General features: G+C 62.8%; 18 protein-coding genes. 9 read left to right on the top strand and 9 right to left on the bottom strand.

What is annotated here, in order from left to right; translation table 11 throughout:
• Positions 1-63: 63 nt before the first annotated feature.
• The 6 genes from dnaN to mutM form a co-directional block, all read right to left on the bottom strand.
• Positions 64-1,182, bottom strand: a complete 1,119-nt coding sequence (dnaN, locus tag AAC126_RS13880) for a DNA polymerase III subunit beta (protein WP_339854286.1) — start codon at positions 1,180-1,182, stop codon at positions 64-66.
• A 185-nt stretch (positions 1,183-1,367) separates the two neighbouring features.
• Positions 1,368-2,789, bottom strand: coding sequence for a chromosomal replication initiator protein DnaA (gene dnaA / locus AAC126_RS13875; protein WP_339854285.1), 1,422 nt, complete (start codon positions 2,787-2,789; stop codon positions 1,368-1,370).
• 747 nt (positions 2,790-3,536) lie between these two features.
• Positions 3,537-3,803, bottom strand: coding sequence for a 30S ribosomal protein S20 (gene rpsT / locus AAC126_RS13870; RefSeq protein ID WP_323797962.1), 267 nt, complete (start codon positions 3,801-3,803; stop codon positions 3,537-3,539).
• Positions 3,804-3,903: 100 nt separating this feature from the next.
• Entirely contained in the window at positions 3,904-4,680 is a 777-nt protein-coding gene (locus tag AAC126_RS13865; RefSeq protein WP_339854284.1) for an enoyl-CoA hydratase, read from the bottom strand.
• 49 nt (positions 4,681-4,729) lie between these two features.
• On the bottom strand, positions 4,730-5,131 hold the full coding sequence (locus tag AAC126_RS13860) for a hypothetical protein (RefSeq protein ID WP_339854281.1): 402 nt from the start codon (positions 5,129-5,131) through the stop codon (positions 4,730-4,732).
• A 16-nt stretch (positions 5,132-5,147) separates the two neighbouring features.
• Entirely contained in the window at positions 5,148-5,978 is an 831-nt protein-coding gene (gene mutM, locus AAC126_RS13855; protein WP_339854280.1) for a bifunctional DNA-formamidopyrimidine glycosylase/DNA-(apurinic or apyrimidinic site) lyase, read from the bottom strand.
• A 170-nt stretch (positions 5,979-6,148) separates the two neighbouring features.
• Between mutM and ubiE the strand changes: the two genes are divergently transcribed.
• The 3 genes from ubiE to AAC126_RS13840 all read left to right on the top strand — a co-directional run bounded on the left by ubiE (position 6,149) and on the right by AAC126_RS13840 (position 9,726).
• Entirely contained in the window at positions 6,149-6,889 is a 741-nt protein-coding gene (ubiE, locus tag AAC126_RS13850) for a bifunctional demethylmenaquinone methyltransferase/2-methoxy-6-polyprenyl-1,4-benzoquinol methylase UbiE (protein ID WP_339854279.1), read from the top strand.
• Positions 6,890-6,894: 5 nt separating this feature from the next.
• Positions 6,895-8,442 (top strand): 2-polyprenylphenol 6-hydroxylase, encoded by a 1,548-nt coding sequence (ubiB, locus tag AAC126_RS13845; RefSeq protein ID WP_339854278.1) that lies wholly within the window; start codon positions 6,895-6,897, stop codon positions 8,440-8,442.
• A 219-nt stretch (positions 8,443-8,661) separates the two neighbouring features.
• Positions 8,662-9,726, top strand: coding sequence for a Glu/Leu/Phe/Val dehydrogenase dimerization domain-containing protein (locus tag AAC126_RS13840; RefSeq protein WP_339854276.1), 1,065 nt, complete (start codon positions 8,662-8,664; stop codon positions 9,724-9,726).
• Between the two features lie 5 nt (positions 9,727-9,731).
• On the opposite strand, the gene AAC126_RS13835 is transcribed toward AAC126_RS13840, so the two are convergent.
• Together AAC126_RS13835 and AAC126_RS13830 are read right to left on the bottom strand one after the other, a co-directional pair.
• Positions 9,732-10,178 carry a type II toxin-antitoxin system HicB family antitoxin gene (locus tag AAC126_RS13835; protein ID WP_339854275.1) on the bottom strand — a complete coding sequence of 149 codons (447 nt, stop codon included), beginning with the start codon at positions 10,176-10,178 and terminating at the stop codon, positions 9,732-9,734.
• Positions 10,179-10,182: 4 nt separating this feature from the next.
• Positions 10,183-10,371, bottom strand: a complete 189-nt coding sequence (locus AAC126_RS13830; protein ID WP_339854273.1) for a type II toxin-antitoxin system HicA family toxin — start codon at positions 10,369-10,371, stop codon at positions 10,183-10,185.
• 131 nt (positions 10,372-10,502) lie between these two features.
• Here AAC126_RS13830 and coaBC point away from each other — a divergent pair, with 131 nt between their 5' ends.
• The 5 genes from coaBC (at position 10,503) to AAC126_RS13805 (ending at position 14,380) form a co-directional block, all read left to right on the top strand.
• The gene (coaBC, locus tag AAC126_RS13825) at positions 10,503-11,708 is read left to right on the top strand and encodes a bifunctional phosphopantothenoylcysteine decarboxylase/phosphopantothenate--cysteine ligase CoaBC (protein ID WP_339854271.1); all 1,206 of its coding nucleotides are present in this window, start codon (positions 10,503-10,505) and stop codon (positions 11,706-11,708) included.
• Positions 11,705-12,163: a dUTP diphosphatase gene (dut, locus tag AAC126_RS13820; RefSeq protein WP_339854269.1), complete on the top strand. Its 459-nt coding sequence runs from the start codon at positions 11,705-11,707 to the stop codon at positions 12,161-12,163. The genes coaBC and dut overlap by 4 nt, the downstream gene beginning before the upstream one ends.
• Before the next feature lie 108 nt (positions 12,164-12,271).
• Positions 12,272-13,231, top strand: coding sequence for a cysteine synthase A (cysK, locus tag AAC126_RS13815; protein ID WP_339854267.1), 960 nt, complete (start codon positions 12,272-12,274; stop codon positions 13,229-13,231).
• Between the two features lie 5 nt (positions 13,232-13,236).
• The gene (gene moeB, locus AAC126_RS13810) at positions 13,237-14,025 is read left to right on the top strand and encodes a molybdopterin-synthase adenylyltransferase MoeB (protein ID WP_339854266.1); all 789 of its coding nucleotides are present in this window, start codon (positions 13,237-13,239) and stop codon (positions 14,023-14,025) included.
• A gap of 175 nt (positions 14,026-14,200) precedes the next feature.
• Positions 14,201-14,380 carry a hypothetical protein gene (locus AAC126_RS13805; protein ID WP_339854264.1) on the top strand — a complete coding sequence of 60 codons (180 nt, stop codon included), beginning with the start codon at positions 14,201-14,203 and terminating at the stop codon, positions 14,378-14,380.
• A gap of 33 nt (positions 14,381-14,413) precedes the next feature.
• Here the strand turns inward: AAC126_RS13805 and AAC126_RS13800 are convergent, their stop codons facing one another.
• The gene (locus AAC126_RS13800) at positions 14,414-15,400 is read right to left on the bottom strand and encodes a D-glycerate dehydrogenase (protein WP_339854262.1); all 987 of its coding nucleotides are present in this window, start codon (positions 15,398-15,400) and stop codon (positions 14,414-14,416) included.
• Positions 15,401-15,560: 160 nt separating this feature from the next.
• On the opposite strand from AAC126_RS13800, the gene AAC126_RS13795 reads away from it, so the two are divergent.
• Positions 15,561-16,079 (top strand): SH3 domain-containing protein, encoded by a 519-nt coding sequence (locus tag AAC126_RS13795; RefSeq protein WP_339854260.1) that lies wholly within the window; start codon positions 15,561-15,563, stop codon positions 16,077-16,079.
• Positions 16,080-16,175: the final 96 nt, after the last annotated feature.

Raw genomic sequence — 16,175 nt, 5'->3', positions numbered from 1 at the left:
TGTTTCGCAATGCGTTCAACATTTCCGTTCGTGCTGGCCTCGTTACCCTGGACCGGGCGGTCCTCAGACGCGCATCGGCATCAGCACGTAAAGCGCGCTTTCATCATCCTGATCCAGAATGATCGTCGGCGAGGCCTGGTCGGCGAGCTGGAAGATCGCCCGCTCCCCCTCGATCTGGCTGGTGATGTCCAGAAGGTACTTGGAATTGAAACCGATCTCGATATCGCTCGCGCTGTAATCGACCTCGACCTCTTCCTGGGCGGTCCCGTTGTCCGGGCTGCTGGCGGAAAGGGTCAACTGGCCGCTGGTGACGGCAAGCTTCACCGACCGGGATTTTTCCGTGGAGATCGTCGCCACGCGGTCCACCGCTTCGGAGAAGCGCTGCCGGTCGACATGCAGCATCTTGTCGTTACCGCTCGGGATCACCCGCTCATAATCCGGGAACGTCCCGTCGATCAGCTTGGTGGTGACCACCGTGTCCTCGAAGGAAACCCGCAGCTTGGTGTCCGACAGCGAGATCGTGACCTCGCCCTCGACGCCGTCGATCAGCTTGCGGATTTCGTTCACCGCCTTGCGCGGCACGATCACGCCAGGCATGTCCGCCGCGCCTTCGGGCAGCGGCATCTGTACCCGGGCGAGACGATGACCGTCGGTCGCCACCGCGCGCAGCACCTTGACGCCATCGGCTTCCGCCGCGTGCAGGAAAATACCGTTCAGGTAATAGCGGGTCTCCTCGGTGGAGATCGCGAACCGGCTCCGGTCGATCAGCATGCAGAAATCCGCCGCGCTGATGACGAAGCTGTGGGGCAGCGCATCGCCGCTGAGTGCCGGAAATTCCTCCGGCATCAAAGCGGGAAGCGAGAAATTGGAGCGGCCGGCGCGGATCGTCACGCGGCTGACATCGCCAGTCGCGGCAAGCTCGACATCCGATCCATCGGGCAGCTTGCGGACGATATCGTAGAGGGTATGGGCCGGCACCGTCACGATCCCGGCTTCCGACACATCGCAGGCCACGGATTCGACAATATCCATGTCCATGTCGGTCGTGCTCAGACCGAGCCGCCCGTCCTGCGCTTTCAACAGCACATTTGACAGGATCGGGATCGTATTCCGGCGTTCCACAACACTTTGGACGTGTCCGAGAGGCTTAAGCAAAGCCGCGCGATCAATAACGATTTTCATATTCTTCTACTTATCGGCTGGAAAGTTGATCCCCCAATCGCCGACCCATCGGCGAGCGAGCGCCTCCGCATGAGACAAGCGCATGAAACTATAGCACAAGTGCATCGCGCTTGCGGTAGTTTCAAAGGCAAAAAAGTTCGTGCTGCTGACCCATTACGGACGGCGCCCGAGCCAACCCCGAAAGATCACGATTCCAGCATGCGGCGGAGCAGGTCGACATCGTCGTTGAATTGCTTGTCCAGGCCGCGCAATTCCTCGACTTTTCGCACCGCGTGCAGCACCGTCGTATGATCCCGGCCGCCGAATTTCCGGCCAATATCCGGCAGTGACTGCGAGGTCAGCTGCTTGGACAGATACATCGCCACCTGCCGGGGCCTGGCAATCGCGCGGGAACGGCGTGCCGAATGCATCTCCGACAGGCGAATCTGGAAATGGTTGGCCACCTGGCGCTGGATTTCCTCAACCGTCACGCGGCGGTCATTGGCGCGCAGCAGATCGGCCAGAACCTCCTGGGTCATCTCCAGCGAAATATCCCGGCCGACCAGCGTCGAATGGGCGACGATCCGGTTCAGCGCGCCCTCAAGCTCGCGGACGTTGGAGGAGATCTTGTGGGACAGGAATTCGAGCACCTTCTCCGGCATCTCGACGCCGAGGCGCTCGGCCTTGGACTGCATGATCCCGAGGCGCAGCTCGTAGTTGGTCGGATGGATATCGGCAACCAACCCCCAGCCGAGGCGCGAGCGCAGACGCTCTTCCATGCCTTCGAGGTCGGTCGGCGATTTATCGGCGGAAATCACCACCTGGCGGTTCTGGTCCACCAGCGCGTTGAAGGTGTGGAAAAACTCTTCCTGGGTGGAATCCTTGCCGCTGATGAACTGCACATCGTCGATCATCAGCAGGTCGACCGACCGGAACTGCTCCTTGAACGAGACCGTGTCGCGGAAACGCAGGGCCCGGATGAACTGGTACATGAATTTTTCGGCGGAGAGATAAATCACCCGCCTGTTCGGATGCCGCTGCCGGACATGCCAGGCGATGGCGTGCATCAGATGGGTCTTACCAAGACCGACACCGCCATAAAGGAACAGCGGGTTGAACGGCACCGTCTCGCTCTCGGCGACCCGGCGCGCGGCGGCAAAAGCCAGCTCGTTCGGCTTGCCGACGACGAAATTGTCGAAAGTGAAGCGCGGATCAAGTGGCGCCTCGAAATCCGGGCGCTCGTCAGAGCCGGAAGAGCCATGAACAGCGGGCGCCCTCAGCGCTGCGGGACGCGGCGCCGGTTCCGGCATGTCCGTCTCAATCGCAGCATCCGCCGCCTCGTCCCGGCTGCTCTCGGAGCGGCCCCGGCTGGACGCGAAGATGGCAATGGATTTCACATCGGTATGTTCGACCGACCAGATCGCCCGCAGGCGGTCGGAATATTGCGACCGGACCCGGTCACGGACAAAGGGACTCGGCGCCCGCATGATCGCCGTGCCTTCGTCGATACCCTCGAAGGTCAACGGCTTCAGCCAGTTCCGGAAAACCGCGTCACCGAGCTCGGTCCGGAGTCTGCCCCGCACACGCGCCCAACACAGCTCATCATCGCCTGAAATGCCGGCTGTCATGCCCTGACCTCCGGCGACCTGTCGTTGCGGCCCGAATTCACCCCACACATTCAAACCTCTTCTCGACTCCTTTTCCAGCTCGCCCCTGGCCATCCCAACGCCCCATCCGATGTATTGACCAGTTGGCCGAAAAAGTCTCTGTCCAGACGCACCTTCCCCAGAGAGAATCGCCCTAGCGATTTCTTACACTCTTCGGGCTATGCGAAATAAATCTTAGAAACGCTAAAAGTTTTACTTGGCGTTCGTTCCGAATGCCCGGTCAAACCGTAGCGTTAAACGAATACCGTGCCTGAGGTTTTGAATAATCTTATTCATTTTGTTTTCACTCCGGCGCGGCAGTAGGCAGTCAAACTACCCAAGTGCTTTTCCGGACGCAACCGTGACTCTATCCAAAATGACGATTTTTTTTCGCCGGAAGCGCCGATCTTTTCCTTGACAGAATCAATCTCCACTTTGAATCAACGCCTTGAATTCCGTCCTTAAGCGATGACATCGTCTTTCAATTCCACCACTCGGAAATACACAATTAAGCAATTGTTTTTATTGAAATTTCCCGGCGTCACGCATGATTCCGCCCTGATCGCCGATCTGAATTATCGCGATTTTCGTCACGCTTTTTACATAAAACCGTAACCTGATCGTCATGACTCCCCGGGAGCCACGGTCTTCCTCGCCGGAAGCACCAAAAGGAAAAGCCGCGGCCCAAGGCCGCGGCTTTTACCTCAAGTATTCGTCAGGACGTCCGGATTAAGCGGAGATCGCCTTGATCCGGGCAGAGAGACGCGACAGCTTGCGCGACACGGTGTTCCGGTGAAGGACACCCTTGGTCACGCCACGCTGCATTTCCGGCTGCGCGGCTTTGAACGCGGCCTGAGCGACTTCCTTGTCCCCACTGTCGATCGCCAGTTCGACCTTCTTCACGAAGGTACGAATACGGCTGATCCGGGCGTGGTTCATGACCCGGCGCCGATCGTTACGGCGAATACGTTTTTTGGCAGACTGATGTTGCGCCATTTGCTTCTAATCCCAGCTCGATGCGCGGAAATTCAAGAGGGCGGCTTATAGACGAGAGTCTCCCGTCACGTCAACCGCGTAAATCCAACTGATTTCAGAATCAGCGGTTCTTGAAACTAGGCTGCCGCTTTTCCGCAAATGCGGACATGCCTTCTTTCTGGTCTTCGGTCGCGAAGGTAGCGTGGAACAGCCGCCGTTCGAACTTCACGCCCTCGGCCATGGTGGTCTCGTAGGACCGGTTGACCGCTTCCTTCGCCATCAACACGGACGGACGGGACAGATCGGCGATTTTCCCCGCCACCTTGAGGGCTTCCTCAAGCAGATCGGCGGCCGGAACGATACGGCTCACAAGACCCGACCGCTCGGCCTCCTCCGCATCCATCATGCGTCCGGTCAGGCACATTTCCATGGCCTTGGACTTGCCGACGAAGCGTGTCAGGCGCTGTGTGCCGCCGGATCCCGGGATCGTCCCGATGGTGATTTCCGGCTGGCCGAATTTCGCCGTGTCCGCGGCCAGGATGAAATCGCACATCATCGCCACTTCGCAGCCGCCGCCGAGCGCATAGCCCGAGACCGCCGCGATCACCGGCTTGCGGCACCGGGTAATGTCTTCCCAGCCGCTGGTGATGAAATCCTCACTGAACACGTCGGTGAAGCTCTTGCTCTGCATCTCCTTGATGTCGGCACCGGCGGCGAAAGCCTTCTCGCTACCGGTCAGCACCATGCAGCCGACCTCGTCGTCCGCCTCGAAATCGGCAACCGCCTTGCCCAGCTCCGCCATCAGCGCGCTCGACAGGGCGTTCAGCGCCTTCGGCCGGTTCAGAGTGATGAGGCCGACGGCCCCCTTCTTCTCAACCAGAATGTTCTCATATGCCATCGGATCGCTCCCATTCATCCGTTGCGCGCCGGCGGGACAAGCCCGCCGGTCATCTAGGCAATAAGGAATACCGGACCAGCGTATCCTCGCCGTCCGGTGTGAAATCCAGCGTCAGACTCTCCCCCTCACGCTGGTAGGTATTCTCTCCCGCCCGGGTCCAGCCGAGCTGGCCGAGGGTCTCCGCATAAAAGGACTGAATGCCGGCAACGGGCAGAGGTCCGCGGGCAAAGGCCACCACGATCCGTCCGCTGGCCGCATCGAATGCCAGCGAGGCATCGGGAATTTGTTCGAGGCCCGGCATCAGGGGCAGATCGGCAAAGCCCTCGACAAAGCTGTCCGCCGCCAGTCCCGCCCGGGCAGACGCCAGCAGCAGGACGAAGACAAACACTCTGACAAGGAGCCGAAGCGCCCGGAGTGCGGACCCGCGCTTGTTGTTGTGCCGGATAGACATGATGGCAGCTTCTACCTCACCGCTGGCAGCGTGGACAATAGAAAGTGGACCGGCCGGACTGGACAATGCGGCGGATCGGTCCGTGACCGGGCTCCACCGGGCATGCCGTGCCCTCGCGGTCATAGACGGCGAATTCATGCTGGAAGTAACCGAGTTCCCCGTCCGGCCGGGCATGATCCCGCAGCGTGGAGCCGCCGGCCCGGATCGCCGCCTGCAACACTTCCCGGATATCCCCCGCCAGCCGCTCGGCCCGCGCGCCCTGCACGTTTGCGGCCTTGCGCAACGGCGAAATGCCGGAGCGGAACAGGGCCTCGGAAACATAGATATTGCCGAGCCCCGCGACCACCTTCTGATCCAGCAAAGCCGCCTTGATCGGCGTCTGCTTGCCCTTCAGGGCAGCGGCCAGCGCCGGGCCGTTGAAAGCATTGGACAACGGCTCCGGCCCCATCCCGGCAAAATGCCTGTGCGCCGGAATCTCGGTTTCCATGGCGAGATCCATGGAACCGAACCGGCGCTGATCGTTGAACCGGATCACGGTGCCGTCCTCTGTCGTGAAGACAACATGGTCGTGCCGGTCCAGCTCGGGCGGTCGGGTCTCGTCGATGGTCACCCGGCCGGACATGCCGAGATGCCAGATCAGCACCGTGCCGTCTTCCATATGGACGAGCATGTATTTTGCCCGCCGCGACATGCTTGCGACCCGTTGGCCTTCGAGCCGGTCAACGAAATCCTCTGGAAACGGCCAGCGCAGATCCGGCCGCCGCTGCTCCACACGCACCAGCCGCTTGCCCTCCATGAAGGGCTGCAGGCCGCGCATCACGGTTTCAACCTCGGGCAGTTCCGGCACGCCGCACTCCTTCGCTTCCGCATCCTGTTTCTCTGTACGGGAGCGGGCAGGCATCGGCAAGCGCGACCGGGGGCATCTTGCTTCTCCTGTTGGATTGCCGCTCACTCTGGGCTAGATCACGGGTGGGACGATCCTGGTGACCGTCTCCATGCGGCAGCGGGATTTATGCGATGACTGAGAACGCCACCACCCATTTCGGCTTCAAGGATGTGCCCGTCGGCGAGAAAGCCGGGCTGGTGCGCGAGGTTTTCGACTCCGTCGCCGGACGCTACGACCTGATGAACGACCTGATGAGCCTCGGTATCCACCGGCTCTGGAAGGCCGCGCTGATGGACTGGGTGGCGCCGCGCCCGGACCTCACCCTGCTGGACGTGGCCGGCGGCACAGGCGATATCGCCTTCCGCTACCGGGAGCGGGGCGGCGGGCCGGTGATTGTCTGCGATATCAACGAGGCGATGCTGACCGTCGGCCGGGAGCGGGCGGCGGAAAACGGCATCGAAAAACTGACCTGGACCGTCGGCAATGCCGAAATGCTGCCGATCGAAAGCAATTCGGTCGATCTCTATACAATCGCCTTCGGCCTGCGGAACGTGACCGATATCGACGCCGCCCTGCGTGACGCGCGCCGGGTGTTGAAGCCGGGCGGGCGTTTCCTCTGCCTCGAATTTAGCCGCCTCGCCCTGCCGGCGCTCGACCCGGTGTATGATTTCTATTCCTTCAAGGTGCTGCCGGAAATCGGCGCCCGTGTCGCGGACGACCGCGACGCCTATCTCTATCTGGCCGAAAGCATCCGGAAATTTCCGGATCAGGAGCGTTTTGTCGATCGCATAGAGGAGGCCGGGTTCGGCCGTATCCGCTACCGCAATCTTTCCGGCGGCATCGCGGCCATTCATTCCGCCTGGAAGATCTGACCCTTATGTGGCGCGCCCTTCGCAACCTCATCCGTCTCTGCGGCTCGGCCTGGATACTCGCCCGGCACGGGGCGCTGGCACCACTCGCCAACATTCCGCAGGCACCCGCCCTCGCGCTGGCGGCGCGCTTCGTGCTGCTGTTCCGGGACCGGCGCTATGACCGGCTGCGACCCGGCGAGCGACTGGCGGCAGCGCTCAGCGCCCTCGGCCCCAGCTTCATCAAGTTCGGCCAGTCTCTGGCCACCCGGTCGGACCTGATCGGCGAGGAACAGGCGCATGACCTTTCTCAACTGCAGGACCGCCTGAAGCCCTTCTCCGCCGCCATCGCCAAGCGCATGCTGGAAGAAGAGCTGGAACGCCCCATCGGCGAGGTGTTCAGCAGCTTCGAGGAAAAACCGGTCGCCGCCGCCTCCATCGCCCAGGTGCATTTCGCCGTTACCACCGAGGGCGAGGACGTCGCCGTCAAGATCCTGCGGCCCGATATCGAGAAACGGTTCGCCCGCGACCTCGACCTGTTCCTCTGGATCGCCGAGCTGCTGGAAGAGCACTGGCCCTGGATCCGCCGCCTGAAGCCGGTCGAGGTGATCGAACTGTTCGCCGAAACCGTCGAGATGGAAATGGACCTCCGCATGGAGGCCGCCGCCGCGTCCGAGCTGGCCGATAATTTTGCCGACGATCCGGGCTTCCGGGTCCCGACCGTGGACTGGAGCCGGACCACCGCGCGGATCATGACCGTCGAGCGGGTGCGCGGCGCCCGGATCGACAATCTGGAAGCGTTGCAGGAAATGGGGCTGGACCCCACGGAAATCCTGCGCCAGGCCGCCACCGCCTTCTTCAATCAGGTGTTCCGGGACGGCTTCTTCCATGCCGACATGCATCCGGGCAACGCCTTCGTGGACGCCCAGGGCCGCGTCGTCCCGGTCGATTTCGGCATCATGGGCCGGCTCGACCAGAAGACCCGCTATTTCCTGGCCGACATGCTGACCGGCTTTCTGACCGGCGATTACCGCAAGGTTGCCGAGGTGCATTTCCGGGCCGGATACGTGCCCGCGCACAAAAGTATCGACGCCTTCACCCAGGCCTGCCGCTCCATCGGCGAGCCGCTGCTTGGCCGCCCCCTGCACGAGATTTCCGTCGCCCGGCTGCTGGCGCAATTGTTCCGCATCACCGAGCAGTTCGAGATGGAAACCCAGCCCCAGCTCCTGCTGTTGCAGAAGACCATGGTGGTGGCGGAAGGCGTCGGCCGGACGCTCAATCCCGACGTCAATATGTGGGAGTTGCCCCGGCCGATGATCGAGGACTGGATGCTCCAGCATCGCGGCCCCCAGGCCCGGATCAAGGAAGCCGCCTCCCACGCCATCACCCTTGCCGAACGGCTGCCGCAGATCATCGAGGCCACGGACAAGGTCATGGGCTCGATGACCGAGGGCGGCGTCAAGCTGCACCCGGAAACCGTGGCCCGGTTCGCCGAGGAAAGCGCAAAACGCCGCCGCTCCTTCTGGCCGGTCTGGCTCGCCCTCTTCATCGCCGCGCTGGCGCTGCTGATCGACTGAGAGGCGCTGGCAGGTCTCCATCTGCGACATTCCGACGCAGTTTTATTGCCGGGAACAGGCGTTTCGGGCACCGGTTAGTCCGGTTCCGATCCAAATACGACCGGAAATTCCGCCTCTCTTGCCCCACATTCATGGGTAGAAACCGGCCGGCCCGAAATCCGTTTCGGTAAGCGGTTTTCATACGGTCAGCACATGGACTTGCATGTGGGGAGAGATGCCATGACCACCGCCTTCGACTCGCCCAGCTTCGACGGACACGAGACTGTCAGCTATGCGTCCTGCCCGGAAACGGGTCTGCGCGCCATCATCGCCATTCACTCCACCGCCCTCGGCCCCGCCGCAGGCGGATGCCGGATGCGTGCCTATGCCTCGGCCGATGAAGCCCTGACCGACGTGCTCCGCCTCTCGCGCGGCATGACCTACAAGAACGCCATGGCCGAACTGCCGCTCGGCGGCGGCAAGGCCGTGGTCATCGGCAATCCGGCGACGGACAAGAGCGACGCCTTTCTTGAAAGCCTCGGCGATGCCGTCGAACGGCTCGGCGGCGCCTACTGGATCGCGGAAGACATGGGCATCGGCCCCGAGGATATGGAGAAGGTCGCCCGCCGTACCCGTTATGTCGCCGGACTCAAATCCGGCAAGGCGGCAAGCGGCGATCCCTCGCCCGTGACCGCCGAAGGCGTTTTCCGGGGCATCAGGATCGCGGTGAAACACAAGCTGGAACGGCCAAGCGTGAAAGGCCTGACCGTCGCCATCCAGGGCATCGGCCATGTCGGCTATGCGCTGGCAAAGCTGCTGCACGAAGCCGGAGCCAGCCTGATCGTCACCGACGTGAACGAGATCGCCCTGAAAAAGGCGGAACGGGAACTCGGCGCCCGCGTGGTTGCCCTGGACGAGATCTACGACGCCCCCGCCGATATCTTCGCCCCCTGCGCCGCCGGAGCGGTGCTGAACCCGGACACCATTCCGCGCCTGAAAGTCCCGGTCGTCGCCGGAGCCGCGAACAACCAGCTCGACACGCCTGAAAGCGAGATGCTGCTGAAACAGCGCGGCATTCTCTATGCCCCGGATTACGTCATCAATGGCGGCGGCATCATCAACGTCGCCGCCGAAATCTCCGGACGCTACGACCCTGTCTGGGTGCAGGCGCGGCTGGATTGCCTGATGGAAACTCTGGACGGGGTGTTCGCCGAAGCCGCCCGGCTTGATCTGCCTGCGGGCGAAGTGGCGGACCGGATGGCGCGCGCGAGGATTGACGCAGCGAAGTTGCGGAAGGCGGGGTAGCCCCTTCAGTGAGACTTTGAGGGCCCGGCAAGACCCGTGAAAGGCTCCGTTTCGGACCGGCTTCGCCACTGACCGCCGACAGCCGCTTTCGCGATATAGGCAGAGCGGCTTACACCGTGCATTGCCGCATTCCGGTCAATGGCGCCGAGTTCCGACTGTTTCAGCGTAATGTTCACCCGCACGGTCCGGTCCTCGATTTTAGCAACCCGGATCAAGACCGGCATCCCGTCGGCAAAATCCGGATCGGCCATGATATCTTCGACCGAAGACGGAGGCGGGATATCCACACCGTCTTCCAAAAGCAGATCTATATGCCCGGCAAGGGCCTCCTCGGCCCCAGTCTTCAGCTCTTCGACAGACACTCCGGCAGACACACATCCCGGAAAGTCCGGAAACGAGATTCCGTATTCACTACCGTCATCTTTGTGAATGATGCCTACATAGTATCTCATTGCGTCACCTCAGTTTTACGCCGGATTGCTTTTCGATGCTCCGCAGCGTCCCTGCAGGCAGGTCGCGCTTTGGGTGCGGAACCGTGACCAATCCAGGCTTCGTCGGGTGCTTGAAGTGATGATGACTCCCGGTCACCCGGACCTGACGCCAGCCGTCGGCTTCCAGAAGCTTTATCACGGCAGCACTTTTCATGTGTATAATTATACACACTGAATTGATGTTTACAATCCCTCCGGCACAACAAACAACCGAGAACGCAGCTTGAACGTCCACCCCCGGCGCCCTAGAGTCCGCCTCGTCTGAGACATCTGAAAGGTCGGGACATGTCCTCCGGCAAACGGGTTCTGCTGATCGTCGGTGGCGGTATTGCCGCCTATAAGGCGCTGGAGCTGGTGCGGCTGCTGCGCAAGCGCGGGATATCCGTGCGCGCGGTGCTGACGAAAGCGGGCGAGGAGTTCGTGACGCCCCTCAGCCTGTCGGCGCTGACCGAGGACAAGGTCTATACCGATCTCTTCTCCCTCACCGACGAGGCGGAGATGGGGCATATCCAGCTTTCCCGCTCCGCCGACCTGATCGTCGTCGCCCCCGCCACTGCCGATTTACTGGCGAAGATGCGGGCCGGGCTGGCGGGCGATCTGGCCTCCACCCTGCTGCTGGCGACCGACACGCCCGTGCTGGCCGCCCCAGCCATGAATGTCCGGATGTGGACCCATGCGGCAACGCAGGAAAATGTGAAGGTTCTGGCCGAACGCGGCATTTCCTTCATCGGGCCGGACGAGGGCGACATGGCCTGCGGCGAATTCGGGCCGGGGCGCATGGCGGAACCGACGGCAATTGCCGAGGCCGTCGCGGCCCAACTCGACCCGGCGGCGAAACCTCTGGCGGGCAAACGCGCCGTGGTCACCAGCGGGCCGACCTATGAGCCGATCGATCCGGTGCGCTATATCGCCAACCGGTCGTCCGGCAAGCAGGGCCATGCCATCGCGGCGGCGCTTGCAGCGGCGGGTGCCGAGGTAACACTGGTCACCGGCCCGACGCGGGAGCCCGATCCGGCAGGCGTCACCGTCCGGCATATCGAGACCGCGCGGCAGATGCTGGCCGGGGTCGAGGCCGCCCTGCCCGCCGATATCGCCATCTTCGCCGCCGCCGTCGCCGACTGGCGGGTGGCCGAGGAGGCGCCGCAGAAGCTGAAGAAGAACGGCAGCAGGGAAATCCCGGCGCTCTCCATGACCGAGAACCCGGACATCCTGAAAACCGTTTCCGGGCTCGACGGCAAGCGGCCCGCCCTGGTCATTGGTTTCGCTGCCGAAACGGAAAACGTGATCCCGCATGCCACCGAGAAGCGCGCCCGCAAGGGCTGCGACTGGATCATGGCAAACGATGTCAGCCCGGCGACGGGGACTTTCGGCGGGGACGCCAACACCATTCACCTGATCACCGGGGACGGCGCCGAGGACTGGCCCACCCTGACCAAGAAGGAAGTGGCGGTGAAGCTCGCCGCCCGCATCACGGAGCATTTCACCGCATGACCACCGCCACCGTCGACGTCCGCGTCCGCCGCCTGCCGCATGGCGCGGACCTGCCCCTGCCGGAATATCAGACACCGGACAGCGCCGGCATGGATCTGATGGCCGCGATTTCTGAGGATGTCGTTCTTGCGCCGGGCGCGCGCACGCTAATCCCGACCGGCCTGTCCATCGCCCTGCCGCCGGGCTTCGAGGCCCAGGTCCGGCCGCGTTCGGGGCTGGCGCTGCGCAACGGCGTCACCCAGGTGAACACGCCCGGCACCATCGATGCGGACTATCGCGGCGAGATCGGCGTTATCCTGATCAATCACGGCCAGGAGCCCTTCACCGTGACCCGTGGCATGCGCATCGCGCAGATGCTTGTGGCGCCGGTGATCCAGGCGCGCTGGCAGGAAGTCGAAGAGCTGGACGAAACGGCGCGCGGGAGCGGCGGTTTCGGCTCCACCGGTACCGGCTGAGCGCTGGCGCGCGAACACGCACACACTTGTTCCGTACCGGCCGTTTAAGAGCCGGGCGGGATTGACCAGCTTGAGCAGGACAGGACATCCCAAAGGGAGGACCACCAAATGAGCGCAACCGAATTCCGCGGAAAAATCTACGACAGCATCCTCGATACGATTGGCGCCACCCCTCTCGTCCGGGTCTCGAAGCTGGCAGCAGCCAAGGGCGTCAAGGCGGACATCCTTGCCAAGCTCGAATTCTTCAATCCGCTGGCTTCCGTGAAAGACCGGATCGGCAGGGCGATGATCGAAGCCGCCGAAGCCTCGGGCGCGCTGAAGCCAGGCGCCACCATCATCGAGCCGACCAGCGGCAATACCGGTATCGGCCTTGCCTTCGTGGCGGCGGCCAAGGGCTACAAGCTGATCCTGACCATGCCGGAATCCATGTCGATCGAGCGCCGCAAGATGCTGGCGTTCCTCGGTGCAGAGATCGTGCTGACCGAAGCACCGCTCGGCATGAAGGGCGCCATCGCGAAGGCCGAGGAGCTGGTTGCCAAAACGCCTGGCGCCTTCATGCCGCAGCAATTCGCCAACCCGGCGAACCCGGATATCCATGTTCGCACCACGGCGGAGGAAATCTGGGCGGATACCGGTGGCGATATCGACGCTTTCGTCTCGGGTATCGGCACCGGCGGCACCATCACCGGCGCCGGCGGCGTGCTGAAGCAGCGCAATCCGAAACTCCACGTCGTCGCGGTCGAGCCGGAAGCCAGCCCGGTGCTGTCCGGCGGCAGCCCGGCACCGCACAAGATCCAGGGCATCGGCGCCGGTTTCGTGCCAGAGATTCTCGACACGAGGATCTATGACGAGATCGTCAAGGTCAGCAACGAAGCCGCCATCGAGACCAGCCGCGAGGCCGCCCGCATCGAAGGCCTGCCGGCCGGGATCTCCTCCGGCGCCGCCCTTGCCGCCGCCTTCGAGATCGGCAAGCGCCCGGAGATGGAAGGCAAGCGGATCGTCGTCATCATCCCGAGCTTCGCCGAGCGTTATCTCTCGACCGCCCTGTTCGAGGGCCTCGGGGAATAAACCACATGGAACTGAACGACGAACAGTTCCACCGCTATGCCCGCCATCTGATCCTGGACGAGGTCGGCGAGGAGGGGCAGGAGCGCCTTCTCGCTTCCCGCGTCCTGGTGATCGGCGCCGGCGGGCTCGGCTCGCCGTTGCTGCTCTATCTTGCCGCGGCCGGGGTCGGCACCCTCGGTATCATCGATGATGACGAAGTCGACCTGACCAACCTGCAGCGGCAGATCGCCCACGGCACCGCCTCTGTCGGCAGTTCCAAGGTCGCCTCGGCGGCGGAATCCGTCGCCCGGATCAATCCGGGCATCCGGGTGAACCGGTACGAGGAACGGCTGACCGCCGAAAACGCGGCCACACTCTTCGCCGACTATGACCTGATCGCCGACGGCAGTGACAATTTTACCACACGCTATCTCGTCAATGATGCCGCCTATCTCTCCGGCAAGCCTCTGGTCTCCGGCTCCCTGCTGCGTTTCGAGGGTCAGCTTGCGACCTTCCGGGGCGGCGTGCCCGGCCATGAGGGCGAGCCCTGCTATCGCTGCCTGTTCCCGACCGAGCCGCCGCCGGGCATGATCCCGCGCTGCGAGGAGGCCGGCATCCTCGGGGCGGTCGCCGGTGTGATCGGCACGCTGCAAGCCACTGAAGTTCTGAAGGAATTGCTCGATCTCGGCAGCAGCCTGTCCGGCCATCTGCTGATCTATGACGCGCTCGGCCCAACCTTCCGGAAGATGAAAGCCGCCCGCGATCCGGGCTGTGCATTGTGCGGCACCGACCCGACCATCCGCGAAATCGCCTGATCTTCGCCTTAATTCGGTCCTGATCGGCATGTGTCATATGCCACTGTAATAATCGATAACGGATTGGAAATAATCCGATCGGTTACCATATGTTTACATATCAAGTGAGCATAATGACGAGGCTGCTGATTTCGCAATCGGGTGAAGTTCGGGGCAGCCCGGGAGAATACGAATTATGAATGGGCGCAAATCAAAAAAACGAAACGGCGGCAACGGCGTGGTGCCGAGCGAAGCCGATCTCCAGGCCAGCGGGTCCTGGGGTCTGCCCCTTCTCGGCCTCACCATTGTATTCAGCCTGGTACTGGTTGGCGTGATGGTTGGCTCCGGCGATGCCAGTGCCTTTTTCGGCCACTGATCCCTTTCGGCCGATCCCTTTAGGCTGACGCACTCAGAACTCGAGCTCTAACACCCTGTCCGGCGGCCGGTGGCCATCGACGAACGTCTTCACGTTCACGATCACCTTTTCCCCCATATCGATCCGGCCCTCGATCGTCGCCGAGCCCATATGCGGCAGCAGCACGACGTTTGAAAGCTTCAGCAGCTTCGGATCGACCTGCGGCTCATGCTCGAAAACATCGAGGCCCGCGCCCGCGAAATCCCTGTTCGACAGCGCCTGCACCAACGCTTCCTCGTCCACCACCTCGCCACGCGACGTGTTGACCAGATAGGCGTGCGGCTGCAGCAGCGAGAGCCGCCGCGCATTCAGCATGTGATAGGTGGCGGGCGTGCGCGGGCAATTCACCGAAACGATATCCATACGGGACAGCATCTGGTCCAGATTGTCCCAATAGGTCGCCTCCAGTTCCTGCTCGGTCTCCGGATGCAGGCGGCGGCGATTGTGATAATGGATCGACAGGCCGAACCCGCGGGCCCGCTTTGCCACCGCCTGGCCAATCCGGCCCATGCCGATGATGCCAAGGCGCTTGCCATGGATCCGGTGGCCGAGCATCACCGTCGGCCCCCAGCCTTCCCATTTTCCGGACCGCACCAGCTTTTCGCCCTCGACCAGACGGCGCGGCACCGAAAGGATCAGCGCCATGGTCATGTCCGCCGTATCCTCGGTCAGCACGCCGGGGGTGTTGGTGACGACGATGCCTTTCTTTTTGGCCGCGGGCACATCGATATGATCGACACCGGTGCCGAAAGAGGCAATCAGCTTCAGGGCCGGGCCGGCTTCCTCGATCAGTTTCGCGTCGAGCTTGTCGGTGACGGTCGGGATCAGGATGTCCGCTTCGGCCATGGCGGCCTTGAGCTGATCCCGGGAGAACGGCTCGTCCGTCATGTTCAGCCGCGTATTGAACAGCTCCATCATCCGGGTTTCCACCGGATCCGGTAGCTTCCGCGTGACGATGACAAGCGGCTTGCTGGTTGTCATGGGATTTATCCTTCGCCCCGATACCCTGTTCTTCCGGGAAATATCAGGCGCCCGGTGAATTGTCCACAAAGCGGCAAGTATCTCCGCTATATAGCGGCGCGCCCTCTTACTCCACCCCAATTGTAGTGGTAGGATGGGTGCTCATTCCGGGATACGCACCATGTTTCTGAAACCGCTCTCGCTGATCCTCGCCCTGCTGATCGTGCCAACATCCCTGCTTGCCGGCCTGAACACGGCGGCGCGGGCGGAAACCGTGGGCAGCGTGACCGGCCTGCCGATCCCGCGCTACGTCACGCTCCAGGCGGAAGAGGTCAATGTCCGGACCGGCCCCGGCGTGCGCTATCCGGTGGACTGGGTGTTCGTGCGGGAGAACATGCCGGTCGAGATCGTCTCCGAATTCGAGAACTGGCGGAAAGTCCGTGATTTCGAAGGCACCGAGGGATGGGTGCATCAGAGCATGCTGTCCGGCCGCCGCTCCGTGCTGGTGATTGGCCGCAACCGGACGCTCCGGCGTGAGTCGGCGGACAGCTCGCCTGCCGTGGCGCATCTGGAACCCGGCGTGATCGCCTGGCTGGAAAGCTGCGCGCAGGAATGGTGCGAGATCGAAGTGTCCGGCCTCAGCGGCTGGGTACACAGGTCGGCGATCTGGGGAATACGGGTAGACGAGTCTCTGCGCTAGAGGCACCGGGGGCTAGAAGCACACGGGCTTTTGATCCCGCTCTAAAGCTCTTTCGCCTTCAGGCGGATGATCAGGTCGACCCGCTCGATCTCCGTG

The organism is uncultured Nisaea sp., assembly GCF_963974195.1.
Lineage (GTDB): Bacteria > Pseudomonadota > Alphaproteobacteria > Thalassobaculales > Thalassobaculaceae > Nisaea.
The sequence above is the reverse complement of the archived record's forward strand: the minus strand, read 5'-3'. Positions and strand labels throughout refer to the sequence as shown.

Excerpts from the sequence above, each read along its gene's own strand:
- dnaN (WP_339854286.1), bottom strand. The coding sequence starts at position 1,182 with ATGAAAATCGTTATTGATCGCGCGGCTTTGCTTAAGCCTCTCGGACAC.
- dnaA (WP_339854285.1), bottom strand. The coding sequence starts at position 2,789 with ATGACAGCCGGCATTTCAGGCGATGATGAGCTGTGTTGGGCGCGTGTG.
- rpsT (WP_323797962.1), bottom strand. The coding sequence starts at position 3,803 with ATGGCGCAACATCAGTCTGCCAAAAAACGTATTCGCCGTAACGATCGG.
- AAC126_RS13865 (WP_339854284.1), bottom strand. The coding sequence starts at position 4,680 with ATGGCATATGAGAACATTCTGGTTGAGAAGAAGGGGGCCGTCGGCCTC.
- AAC126_RS13860 (WP_339854281.1), bottom strand. The coding sequence starts at position 5,131 with ATGTCTATCCGGCACAACAACAAGCGCGGGTCCGCACTCCGGGCGCTT.
- ubiE (WP_339854279.1), top strand. The coding sequence starts at position 6,149 with ATGACTGAGAACGCCACCACCCATTTCGGCTTCAAGGATGTGCCCGTC.
- ubiB (WP_339854278.1), top strand. The coding sequence starts at position 6,895 with ATGTGGCGCGCCCTTCGCAACCTCATCCGTCTCTGCGGCTCGGCCTGG.
- AAC126_RS13840 (WP_339854276.1), top strand. The coding sequence starts at position 8,662 with ATGACCACCGCCTTCGACTCGCCCAGCTTCGACGGACACGAGACTGTC.
- AAC126_RS13835 (WP_339854275.1), bottom strand. The coding sequence starts at position 10,178 with ATGAGATACTATGTAGGCATCATTCACAAAGATGACGGTAGTGAATAC.
- AAC126_RS13830 (WP_339854273.1), bottom strand. The coding sequence starts at position 10,371 with ATGAAAAGTGCTGCCGTGATAAAGCTTCTGGAAGCCGACGGCTGGCGT.
- coaBC (WP_339854271.1), top strand. The coding sequence starts at position 10,503 with ATGTCCTCCGGCAAACGGGTTCTGCTGATCGTCGGTGGCGGTATTGCC.
- dut (WP_339854269.1), top strand. The coding sequence starts at position 11,705 with ATGACCACCGCCACCGTCGACGTCCGCGTCCGCCGCCTGCCGCATGGC.
- cysK (WP_339854267.1), top strand. The coding sequence starts at position 12,272 with ATGAGCGCAACCGAATTCCGCGGAAAAATCTACGACAGCATCCTCGAT.
- moeB (WP_339854266.1), top strand. The coding sequence starts at position 13,237 with ATGGAACTGAACGACGAACAGTTCCACCGCTATGCCCGCCATCTGATC.
- AAC126_RS13805 (WP_339854264.1), top strand. The coding sequence starts at position 14,201 with ATGAATGGGCGCAAATCAAAAAAACGAAACGGCGGCAACGGCGTGGTG.
- AAC126_RS13800 (WP_339854262.1), bottom strand. The coding sequence starts at position 15,400 with ATGACAACCAGCAAGCCGCTTGTCATCGTCACGCGGAAGCTACCGGAT.
- AAC126_RS13795 (WP_339854260.1), top strand. The coding sequence starts at position 15,561 with ATGTTTCTGAAACCGCTCTCGCTGATCCTCGCCCTGCTGATCGTGCCA.